This is a genomic window from Rhizobacter fulvus (assembly GCF_964020785.1).
Map to the genome: position 1 here is coordinate 5,593,007 of NZ_OZ224516.1, position 11,432 is coordinate 5,604,438.

9 protein-coding genes and 1 tRNA gene are annotated in these 11,432 nt (G+C 67.1%); 8 read left to right on the forward strand and 2 right to left on the reverse strand.

Annotation, left to right across the window (positions count from 1 at the left end; translation table 11 throughout):
- Window positions 1-5 precede the first annotated feature (5 nt).
- From ACWH49_RS26470 to ACWH49_RS26505, 8 genes are read left to right on the forward strand one after another with little or no spacing between them, the layout of a single operon-like run.
- Window positions 6-899, forward strand: a complete 894-nt coding sequence (locus ACWH49_RS26470; RefSeq protein WP_448174158.1) for a glycosyltransferase family 2 protein — start codon at window positions 6-8, stop codon at window positions 897-899.
- A gap of 4 nt (window positions 900-903) precedes the next feature.
- Window positions 904-2,151, forward strand: a complete 1,248-nt coding sequence (locus tag ACWH49_RS26475) for a hypothetical protein (protein WP_448174159.1) — start codon at window positions 904-906, stop codon at window positions 2,149-2,151.
- Window positions 2,148-3,647 (forward strand): arsenate reductase/protein-tyrosine-phosphatase family protein, encoded by a 1,500-nt coding sequence (locus ACWH49_RS26480; protein WP_448174160.1) that lies wholly within the window; start codon window positions 2,148-2,150, stop codon window positions 3,645-3,647. The genes ACWH49_RS26475 and ACWH49_RS26480 overlap by 4 nt, the downstream gene beginning before the upstream one ends.
- Before the next feature lie 32 nt (window positions 3,648-3,679).
- Window positions 3,680-5,533, forward strand: a complete 1,854-nt coding sequence (locus tag ACWH49_RS26485; protein WP_448174161.1) for an asparagine synthase-related protein — start codon at window positions 3,680-3,682, stop codon at window positions 5,531-5,533.
- Window positions 5,530-6,534, forward strand: coding sequence for an acyltransferase family protein (locus tag ACWH49_RS26490; RefSeq protein WP_448174162.1), 1,005 nt, complete (start codon window positions 5,530-5,532; stop codon window positions 6,532-6,534). Before ACWH49_RS26485 ends, ACWH49_RS26490 begins: the two co-directional genes overlap by 4 nt.
- Before the next feature lie 49 nt (window positions 6,535-6,583).
- Window positions 6,584-7,969 (forward strand): O-antigen ligase family protein, encoded by a 1,386-nt coding sequence (locus ACWH49_RS26495; protein WP_448174163.1) that lies wholly within the window; start codon window positions 6,584-6,586, stop codon window positions 7,967-7,969.
- Between the two features lie 28 nt (window positions 7,970-7,997).
- Complete coding sequence (locus ACWH49_RS26500; RefSeq protein WP_448174164.1) at window positions 7,998-8,768, forward strand: polysaccharide deacetylase family protein; 771 nt, start codon at window positions 7,998-8,000, stop codon at window positions 8,766-8,768.
- A gap of 24 nt (window positions 8,769-8,792) precedes the next feature.
- Window positions 8,793-10,247, forward strand: a complete 1,455-nt coding sequence (locus ACWH49_RS26505; protein WP_448174165.1) for an MBOAT family O-acyltransferase — start codon at window positions 8,793-8,795, stop codon at window positions 10,245-10,247.
- 6 nt (window positions 10,248-10,253) lie between these two features.
- Here the strand turns inward: ACWH49_RS26505 and ACWH49_RS26510 are convergent.
- A tRNA-Thr gene (locus ACWH49_RS26510) sits at window positions 10,254-10,328 on the reverse strand.
- A 100-nt stretch (window positions 10,329-10,428) separates the two neighbouring features.
- Complete coding sequence (locus ACWH49_RS26515; RefSeq protein WP_448174166.1) at window positions 10,429-11,409, reverse strand: hypothetical protein; 981 nt, start codon at window positions 11,407-11,409, stop codon at window positions 10,429-10,431.
- Window positions 11,410-11,432 lie beyond the last annotated feature (23 nt).

An 11,432-nucleotide genomic window follows, 5' to 3' on the forward strand; every position in this document is an offset into this window, starting at 1 on the left:
CTCTTATGAGCACGACGCTGCCCCACATCACCGTGTGCATCTGCACCTTCCAGCGCCCGGCGATGCTCGCGCGCCTGCTGGACGCCCTGGATCGCCAGCGCACCGGCGGTCGGTTCGGCCTGTCCGTCGTGGTGACGGACAACGATCCGCATGGCTCTGCGCGCGCGGTGGTGGACGGATGCGCCACACGCTCCGTGCCCGTGGTGTACAGCCAGGAGCCGCGCAAGAACATCGCGCTCGCGCGCAACGAAGCGCTTCGCCATGCGCACGGCGACTTCGTCGCGTTCATCGACGACGACGAGTTCCCGGAGCCGGACTGGCTGGCGAAGATGCTCGCCGCCTGCCTGGCCTACGACGCCGCTGGCGTGCTGGGTCCGGTACGCCCGCATTTCGATTCGCCTCCGCCGGCCTGGATAGTCAAGGGCGGCTTCTGCGAGCGGCCCGACCACCCGACGGGCCGCGTCATGGCGTGGGAGGAAAGTCGCACCGGCAATCTGCTGTTCCGCCGCGCCATCGTGGCGGACGAGGCACAGCCCTTCCTCGAGGAGTTCGGTACCGGCGGGGAAGACAAGGACTTCTTCATGCGGATGACGCGTCTGGGTCACGTCTTCCGCTGGTGTAACGAAGGGATCACCTACGAGACCGTGCCACCGTTGCGCTGGACGCGACGCTATATGCTTAGGCGCGCTCTGCTGCGCGGCCGCAACATCCTCAAGCATCCTGGCGGCCGCGTTCCGCTCTTGGCGAGGTCCATCGTTGCCCTGCCGGCCTACACACTGGTGCTGCCGTTCGCTCTTCTGCTCGGCCAGCACGTCTTCATGAAGTATTGCATCCGCTTCTGCGACCACGCGGGCCGCCTGCTCGCCGCGATGAGGATGAACCCCGTGCGCGCCCGCTGAACCCATGGTCGCGTCCACCACCCGCACCTCCCGCGGCGACTCTCACACAGTTGTGGTCGTCGCATTCGCTGAAGCGCTGGCGGCGCCGGAGGTCGTCTGGAGCCTCGTCGATGCCGGCTTTGCCGTGATCGGCGTAACCCGCCGCGGTGCCCCGACGGCGCTGTCTCACAGCCGCCTCGTCACGCTGCACGATGTGCCGCCCCCCGAGACTGATGCGGCGCTCACACAGCGCGCATTGACGGACCTTCTCGTCGAGATCGGTCAGCACGGTGGCTTCACCCGCCACGTCCTGCTGCCGTTGGACGACGCCGCGGTCTGGCTCTGCGGTCGAGCGGCGCGGGAGGCCGGATGGCTGTACTCCGGTCCGGGCAGCGACGGTACGCTGGCCCTGGCGCTAGACAAGCGACGCCAAGTTGAGGCCGCGCGCGCGGCAGGGCTGGATGTGCCACCGACCGTGGTCGCCGAGTCACAGGCCGATCTGGAGCACCTGCCGTTCGGCTTTCCGCTCATTCTGCGTCCGGCGCAAGCCGTGCACCTGGCGGGGCCAAAAATCGGCAAGGGTCGCAACTGGATCTGCTCCGATTCCGGCGAACTCGCCACCGCGCTGCGCGTCTGGAATGGCGACGGCCCCCTGCTCGTCCAACCCTACATCGAGGGAACCGGCGAAGGCGTGTTCGGATTGATGACCGACACGGGGGTGGTGGGCTGGAGTGCACACCGGCGACTGCGCATGATGAATCCGCATGGCTCGGGCTCGAGCGCCTGCGTCTCGCGCCATGTGGACGATGCGTCAAAAGGGCCGATCGAAGCGATGCTGCGCAATGCAGGCTGGCGGGGCATGTTCATGATCGAACTCCTTCGCGACGGGGGCGGCAGGCTGCATTTCGTGGAGTTCAACGGTCGCGCCTGGGGCAGCATGGCCCTGGCGCGACGCCTGGAACTCGAGTACCCCGCCTGGAGCGTCCTACAGGCGTTAGGGGAGGCACCATCTGTTGAGGCGCTGCCCGCGCCGCGCGACGGCGTTGTCTGTCGCAATCTCGGCCGCGAGTTCATGCACCTGCTGTTCGTGGTGCGCGGCCGCCGCTCGCTCGCGATGCGCCACTGGCCGAGCTTCTGGTCCGCGCTGCGCGACGTGCTACGCCGGCATCCCGGCGGGAGCTTCTACAACTGGCGCAGCGATGACTGGCGCGTGTTCGCGAGCGATTGCTACTACACGATCCTGCGCAACGTGGCCAAGCCGAGGCGATCATGAGCCCGGGCAATGCTCGCAGGGTTCTGCTGGTCGGCGGCGACGCACCCGCGTCTCTCGCCGCGTGCCGTTGGCTAGGCGGCGCGGGGCATGCAACGGCACTGCTGCGATGGAGCGCACAGCGCTCGTTCGCGGACTTCTCCAAACATTGTTCGGAGTCTGTGTGGCTCGGCGCCGTCGACGACGGCGTGGAACTGTGGCTACAGCGGCTTTCCGAACTGCTGGCCGTCGGCCGCTTCCTCGCGATCTGGCCGCTCGACGCACTGGCGCATGAACTGCTTTGCTCCGGCCGATGGCACCCACCAACCGACGTCCAACTGCTCGGCCCGCCGCCCCTCGGGTACGCGAGCGCAACGAACCGTCTCACCGCGCGCGAACTCGCCGCCGCCTTCGGACTGGGGACGCTCCCGACGACTTATCTTCCGCGGGGCGCTCAGCCTGACGCCGCGATCGCACTGCCGTGCATCGTCCGGCCCGAGCGCGCGGCGGCCATCGATGCCGACGAACCCGCGAGCTACGCCACGCGGAGCATCGAGACCCACCGCGCGCTGGATGACAAGCTGCGCGACGACCTTCCGCGCGTGGGCCTCTTGCTGCAGACGCCGCCGCAGGGGCGGCGGCTGGACTTGCTCCTGGCCGCGCACGACGGCGAATTGACGTTCGCGGCGCCGGCGCGTCCCGAACTGACCGAATTCGCGCGCAATCTGGTCGGACGCCTGCGCTGGACCGGATTGCTGCACGTCGAGCTGTTCCGTCATGGCAGCCGGACCGTCTTCGCGGACCTGCACTGCGGACCGGCGGACGTGCCCGACCTCGCTTGCGCCGACGGCGTCCGCGCGGTCCGTGCCGTGCTGGGCGGCGCAACGACCGCGCCGGCACGCGCCGGGTGCCTAGACGCGCTGCCGTCGCTCGCGCGCGCGATAGGGCACCTCGCACATCTCGCGAGCAAGTTGACCATGCGCGCCCGTGCGCTGGCCTGGCGCATGCACGGCGGCAACGCCTCGGCGCGGCAACTGCGTCCTAGCGACGCCGTGCTGTTTGTCTGCAAAGGAAACATCAATCGCAGCCTGGTCGCCGAGCAGGTGCTGCGCCACCACGGCTTCAAGCGCGTTGCCTCGGCCGGCCTGATCGGCATGAGCGGACGCCGCGCGAGCCGTGCGGCCGACTCCTACGTCGAGGAGACACTCGGCCGACCGGCCGGCGGCCTACGGTCGAGCAGCCTGCGCCGCGCGATGGCGCGACAGCCGGGGTTCGACGCGGTCGTCTGCTTCGAGCGCCGACATGTGGTCGAGTTGCTGGGGCGCCATAGCGAACTGCGCGGGCGCGTATACCTGCTGACCACATTGGCGGGCCGGCCACACGGGCCGATCGACATCGCGGATCCGCACGGCCGGGAGGACGCCGAATACCGATGCTGCTTCGAGCGCATTGCGACCTTACTGAACCGCGCGCTGAACCGCGCTCCCGCAGCACAGGCACTCGCAGCGCACCCGCGCTGAACGCCCGCCGAACGCTACAACCGACCATCGACATGCCCGGACTCGCTGCCATCTTCAGCCGCCATCCAGATGCGGCCCGGCAACTCGAGCAGATGCTGGGGGCGTTCTCGCACGACGCTGACCAGGTGCGCGGCACCCACTCGGATGGGCCGGCCGGCGTCCACGCCGGCTGGGCGTTGCACCGCGGCGGCTTCGCGGACTGCCTGCCGGTCTGGAACGGCTCGCACGACGTCGTGCTCCTCTTCACCGGGGAACTGTTCACGGCGCCCGAGCATCTGGCCGCGCTGGGCCGAGGTGGCCACCCGGTCGATGCCACGAAGGCCAGCCACATCATGCAGCTCTACGAAGAGCACGGCGACGGGTTCCTCGAGTGCCTCAACGGCAGCTTTTGCGGCCTGCTTGTCGATCGGCGTCGCGGCCTGTCGATGCTGTTCAACGACCGCTACGGCGCTGGACGGCTCTATTTGCACGAGACGCCCGACGGCCTCTACGCTGCTTCCGAGGCGAAAGGGTTGCTGCGACTCTTCCCCAGGACGCGGTGCCTCGACGCAGCTGCCGTCGCCGAGACCTTTTCGTTGGGCTGCGTGGTTCAGGATCGCACGCTTTTCGAGGGCATCACGTTGTTGCCGCCCGGCTCCTTCTGGACCATCGCCGCCGACGGCAACATCGACCGGCGTCGCCACTTCGAGCCGAGCCGGCTCGAGCAGCGTGAGCCCTTGCCCGACGCCGACTTTCACGAGGCACTCCGCGATACCTTCGCAACGATCCTTCCGTCGTACCTCAGACCAGGGGCCGACGACTCCCGGCCGGCGATGTCGCTCACTGGCGGACTCGACAGTCGGATGATCATGGCCTGGGCGAACGCGGCGCCTGGCGCCCTGCCCTGCTATTCGTTCGGCGGTCCGTACCGGGACTGCCACGACGTCATGCTGGGCCGACGCATCGCCGCGTTGACGTCCCAGGACCATCACACGCTGCCGGCCGACGCTCAGATGCTGGACCGTTTCCCCGAACTGGCCGAGGACTGCATCGAAGCGTCCGACGGGACGATGGACGTGTCGGGCGCCGTCGAGGTGCACGTCAACCGGCTGGCGCGTGCGATCTCGCCGATCCGCATCACCGGCAACTACGGCTCGGAGATCGTGCGCGGCAACGTCGCGTTCCGCCCGCGACGCCTCGACCGCACACTGCTGGAGTCGAGCCTCGCCGGCCTGGTCGATCGCGCCGAGGCCCACTACCGCGCCGAACGTGCCGTCTCCGACCTCTCGTTCGTCGCGTTCAAGCAGGTGCCGTGGCACCACCACGCCCGCCTGGCGGTTGAACAGTCGATCCTGACGGTGCGATCGCCCTTCCTTGACAACCGGCTTGTCGACCTGATGTTCCGCGCCTCGCCGGTCATGCGCGCGAGCCGCGAGCCGTCGCTGCAACTGATCCACGCCGGCTCGCCCGCACTGGCCGCGCTGCCCACCGATCGGGGCCTGACTTGCGGCCCCACGGCGTGGACGGACCGTCTGCGCCATGCGTTGCGCGAGTTCAGCGTTCGCGCCGAGTACGCTTACGACTACGGCATGCCCGCCCCGCTGGTGAGCATCGACTCGGCACTCTCGTCACTGCAGCTCGAACGGCTGTTCCTGGGTCGCCACAAGTTCTATCACTTCCGCGCCTGGTATCGCGGTCCTCTGGCGGGCTACCTGCGCGACATGCTGCTCGATTCGGGCGCTCGCGCGTCCCGCTGGTTCGCCCCCGGGGTTCTGCACGCCATGGTCGAAGCCCACACGTGCGGCCGGGCCAACCACACGCTCGATCTCCATCGCGCGCTGACCCTCGAGCTCGTCGAGCGACGGCTCCTCGAGGCGGCTGCACACCCGCGAGAGCCATCCTCGTGAGCACCACTCCGTCATCCGCACGCGACGGCGCCTTCGACGGCGTCAGGGGCGTACTCGTGGTCTTGATGGTCGTCTACCACGTGCTGAGCATCGCGACCACGGCCGGGGCCGAGGCCTTCCGCTACCTCCGGTTCCTCAGCGGCTCGTTCCTGCTGATTTCCGGCTTCGTGGTGGTGCGCTTCATGTGGGAGCGCTTCGCGCGCGCGCCGCGCGACACGTCGCTGCGCCTGGTCCAACGCGGACTGAAGGTGCTGCTGATCTTCACGGCACTCAACCTCGCGATCCACGCGAGTGGCTTCGGCAATGCGGCCAAGGCGCAACTCGGCGCGGAGGGTTTCGTCGCCAACGCCGCGACGATCTTCCTGCGCGGCGACGGCCTTCTTTCGTCGTTCTTGATCCTGCTGCCGATTGCCTACCTGCTGATGCTCGCACCGCTGTTCCTGATGATGGCGCAGAAGGCCCCCTCGCTGGTGCCCGGCGTCTTGCTGCTTGCGGCCTTGGTGTTCGCGGGCGGCTCGGCCGACCGCGCTCCGGTCGCGGGTTTCCTTCCGGTCGGGCTGTGCGGCCTGTGCCTGGGGACGCCAGTGCTGGCCGAGCGCCTGATCGGCGCGCAGCGTGCCAGCCTGCTCGCCAGCGTTCTCGGACTGCTGGTGGCACTCTGGCTTGCCGGCCGCTTCGGGAGTTCGCCCGTGTTCTACTGCATCGGCGTGGCGCTCGTGCTGAAGTTCATGCACGACGCCGTGCGCTGGTTGCCTGATCGATGGCTGGGACTGGCCGCGCTGGTCGGTCGCTACTCGCTGCCCGCCTACATCGTGCAGATCCTGCTCATCCAGTGCGTATTTCGCGGGCTCGGCGGCCAGCGCGCTGCCCCGGATGAAGGGACCTTCGTGTTGATCGCTGCTGCCGTGGCTGCGGCGACCGTGACGCTGTGCGTGTGGACAGAGCGCTTGCGGAGCCGGTCTTCGGCCATCGACCGCACGTATCGGTGGATGTTCGCATGAACGCGCGCGCGGTCGGTCGACTTGTGGCGCGAAGGGCGTGGTAATGGGCGTGATCGCCATCCTGGTCTGTCTGTGGTTCGTCGTCCACCTGTTCCGGGCCGACGCGCGCGAGAACCCCGATGCGTCGCCTGCGCTGTGGGTTCCGCTGGTCTGGATGTTCCTGGCGGGCTCGCGCTACGTGTCGTCGTGGCTGAGCCTCGGTGGACCCGGATCGGCGGGCTCGTACGACGAGGGCAGCCCGATCGACCGCGCCGTGTTCTTTGGTCTGCTTATCGCCGGTCTAATCGTTCTATACCGCCGCCGCCTGCCGTGGGGCCGCCTCCTTGCGGACAACAAGCTGCTGGCCTTCTACCTGTTCTTCTGCCTGGTCAGCCTGTTGTGGTCCGACGAGCCCTTCGTCGGCTTCAAGCGCTGGGTCAAGGACCTCGGCAACCCGGTCATGGCGCTTGTGATCCTTACTGAGCCGCGGCCGTTGCAGGCCCTCGGCCTCGTGCTGAGGAGGCTGGCCTACCTGACGCTGCCGTTGTCCGTGCTCTTCATCCGCTACTACCCGGAACTCGGGCGCGGCTATCACGCGGACGGCGCGCCGATGTACACCGGGATAGGCCACCAGAAGAACGCGCTCGGCAACCTGTGCCTGGTGACGGGCGTGTACTTCGCATGGCAGGTGTTGGTGGATCGCGAGAACTTCCGCTCTTGGCAGCGCGCGCGCCGCTGGCGCCTTTGGGCGCTCGTCGCGATGGTCGCCTGGCTGCTGAGGATGGCTGACAGCCAGACCTCGCTGGCCACGCTGCTGATGGTCGTCGGCATCCTGTGGATTTCCCGATTCGGCATCATCGAACGCAGCCCGACGCGGCTGGTCGGCCTGCTGGTATTCGGTGCACTGCTTCTGCTCGCGCTCGACAGCGCCTTCGACCTTAAGCGAGAAGTGTTTGCGCTGTTGGGGCGGCGACCCGACCTCACCAATCGAATCGACCTGTGGGCCATCCTGTTCGAGGTGGCCGACAGCCCGCTGCTCGGCGCGGGCTTTATGAGCTTCTGGACCGGGGAACGGATGCAGATCATCTGGACCCGCCTGGGCACCCCCGTTCTGCAGGCGCACAGCGGCTACATCGAGCAATACCTGAACCTCGGTTACGTGGGCGTGGCATTCATCGTGCTGCTGCTGGCAAACGGCGTGTTCAGTGCGCGCTCGCTGGCCCGCAGCGACCCGCTGTTCGCCCACCTGCGGCTGTGCTTCGTGGTCGCGGCAGCCACGTACAACTACACCGAGGCGGCGTTCTACGGCGTCAGCAACATGTGGGTGCTGCTCCTGTGCGGCCTGATCGTCGTGTCGCCGGCGCGCAACAAAGTCGCAGTCGGAAGATTCAGGGCGCGACTGAACGAGCCCGCGCGCACCGTCGCGCCCGGACCGGCGCGGACCTGGACGCCATGACGCGCCACGCCATTCAACGAGGACAACGATGCTCGAGTCGTTGATGAAGCGCGCGACAGGCAAAGTGCGGCGCACGCTGGCCGTTCGGCGGCATCGTCGCGACCTGCGACTGACTGGGAACACACCGACGGTCTCTTTCACCTTCGACGACGCGCCGCGCACGGCCCTTGTCACTGGTGCGGCCGTCCTCGAAGCCCACGGCGCCCGCGGGACGTACTACCTGTCGCTCGCCCTGCTGTCGACGACGGGCGAACTCGGCCCCATCGCCGAGCCGCAGGATCTGGAACGCGCGGTCGCGGGTGGGCACGAGCTCGGCTGCCACACCTTCGATCACCACGACGCCTGGTCTACCACGCCCGAGAACTACATCGCCTCGGTGGACCGCAACCGGGCGGCCTTGCACGACCTCCTGCCCGGACACACGTTTCACAGCTTCGCTTATCCCAAGAGCGGCGCCACGGCGGCGGTGAAGCCCGCGCTCGCGAAGCGCTTCGCGTGCTGCCGCGGTGGCGGTCAGACTTTCAACACCGGCACCACCGACCTCAACCTGCTGAACGCCTGCTTCATCGACCGTCGTGCGAGAGTCGATCTGCACTCCGTATCCGCGCTGATCGACCGCAACGCCGAAGCGGGGGGTTGGCTGATCTTCGCGGCACACGACATCGCCGAGGGCGACGCAGCGTTCGGCTGCAGCACCTCCTTCTTCGAGACCATCGTTCAGCGCGTGGTGGCTTCGGGTTCGCGCGTGCTGACCGTGTCGGCCGCCTGCGAACAGCTTCGCAGCGAAGCCCTTGCCTGACAACTTGCAGACCGGCGGCATACGATGCTTTTCAACTCGCTCGAGTTCGCGATATTTTTTCCGGTCGTTGCGCTACTGTATTTCTGGTTGCCGCACCGTCTGCAGACGCTCCACCTGCTGGTGGCGAGCTGCATTTTCTACATGGCATTCATCCCGGTCTACATCCTCATCCTGGCCGTGACGATCGTCGTCGACTACGTCGCCGGGATCTGGATCGAGCGCAGCGAGGGCGCCCCGCGCAAGCGACTCCTGATTCTCAGCGTCGTCGTCACCTGCCTCATCCTGGCTGTTTTCAAGTACTTCCACTTCTTCATCGACAACGCGATCGGGTTGACGGGCCTGTTCGGCTGGCAGCTCACCGGCCCGACGATCCACATCATTCTGCCGATCGGCCTGTCGTTCCACACCTTCCAGAGCCTGAGCTACGTCATTGAGGTGTACCGCGGCCGTCAGAAGGCAGAGCGCGACTTCGTCACCTACGCGACCTACGTGATGTTCTTCCCGCAACTCGTCGCCGGGCCGATCGAACGACCGCAGAACCTTCTGCACCAGTTCCATGTCGAGCACCGGTTCGAGTACGACCGTGTCGTCAGTGGCCTCAAGCGCATGGCCTGGGGTTTCTTCAAGAAGCTCGTGATCGCGGACCGCCTCGCGCTGTACGTCAACGATGTCTACTCGGCACCGGATCAGCACACGGGGTTGCAGCTGACGATCGCGACGATCTTTTTCGCTTACCAGATCTATTGTGACTTCTCCGGCTATTCCGACATTGCGATCGGCTCGGCGCGAGTGCTCGGCTTCCGGCTGATGGAGAACTTCAACCGGCCCTATGCGGCGCGCTCGGTCTCCGAGTTCTGGAGTCGGTGGCACATCTCGCTGTCGACTTGGTTCCGCGACTACGTCTACGTCCCGCTCGGCGGCAACCGCGTTTCGCGGCCGCGCCACTACGCCAACCTGCTGCTCACCTTCTCGATCAGTGGTTTGTGGCACGGTGCCGCGTGGACCTACTTGCTGTGGGGCGCTCTGAACGGCGTCTACCTCGTCGCCAGCCACGTGAAGAACGCGCTGCTCGCGCGCTCGGGACTCGGCGGCGCGTTGCCCGAGGCGCTACGAACCGCGCTCTCGCCGCTGCGGGCGGCTGCATCGGTGCTGGCGACCTTCGCGCTGGTCTGTGTCGGCTGGATCTTCTTTCGCGCCGACACGATGGCCGGCGGCTGGTACATCCTGACCCACGTCGGACAGAACTGGGATGTCAGCCGCATCGGGACCGAGCAGTTTCTGATGCGCCAGATGCCGCTCGCAGTCGGCGCGATCGTGCTGCTAGAAGTGCTGCAGTACGTCCACACCCGGGTCTCGATCGCCGACCTGTTCGCGCGTTTGGCGACGCCGCTGCGCTGGTCGGCCTACGCGTCGGTCGCGCTCGGCATCGTGATGTTCGGCGTCTACCGCAAGACCCAGTTCATCTACTTCCAGTTTTGAGTCTGGTGGAGCCGGCGGAAGGAATTGAACGCTCCAACTGCCAAAAACAATTTGGCTGCTTTACCGTTAAGCTACACCGGCACGCCTCATTCTATCCACGGGGGCGAGCGGCACACCTCCGCAATCCAAGTTTCGGCGCATCGGTGCACCACATTTCGCAACGACGCGCGAAGTTGCCTTCTCAGTCGTCCGCCGATGCCGCGGCCGCAGCACCCGCATTGCGGGTCTTGCGCACGTACCACGCGGAACGCCATTGGAGCAAACGCTGCAGCAGTGGTGCGGGGATGAGCCCGACAAAGCCACGGTGCAGGCCCAGCGCCAGCGCCACGCGACCCCAGGCGTTCAAGGGCACATGGTGGCGCGCGTAGTCGAGTTGCGTGAAGCCGAGCCGGCGCTTGAACTCGGTGATGCTCGAGTCGCCCTTTTTGCCGTAGGTGTACTTGCCGTAGACGAGGTAGTGCAGACCTTGCGCGTGACACACCTCTGCGGCCTTGGCGATCAACGCGATGATCGGCCGCTTTTCCTGGTGGGCATTGAGGCAAAGGATCTGCATGATCCGCGCGACATTGCCGACGCGCACCCACTTGATGAAACCGATGATCTCGTCGCCCAGCCGGGCGACGAGAAAGGTGCTGCGGTCGAGGTAGGTGCCGTTCTCGCGCTGAACTGTCGCGAGGTCCTTGCCGTGATGCCAGAAGCGTCGACCCTGGCGGATCGGCGCCTCGTCGTAGATGCCCTTGATGCCCCGGACCAGTCGATCGTCGAAGACGGCCTCCGTCACGACGACGCCGCGCTTCGCGGCCCGGCGCGTGTTCTTGCGCGCCTCCTGCGGCAACCCGTCCCACCACGCCTTGAAGTCGCTGGTGTTGATGACGGCGACGTTGTCCGCCTCGACAACCGCACCGGGCACGGACACCGCCGACTCGAGTGGCGCCGGGCCGGTGCCGAACGACAGCACGTCCGCGCGCAGCCCACTGGCTCGCAACCGGTCCACGAAGCTCGCCGCGTGACGGATCGGCAGCTCGTCGAGCCATTCCTCGTCGCGTACCGTCGCCGTGCGCACAGCGCGCCCGGAGATGACGACGAGCGCACCGTCCACGTGCTGCGCCGGCACCCGCAGGGTCCGCCCGCGCCAGCTGATCTCACCGTAGGCCATGGTCATCGTCGTGATGTGGCTCTCGCCGG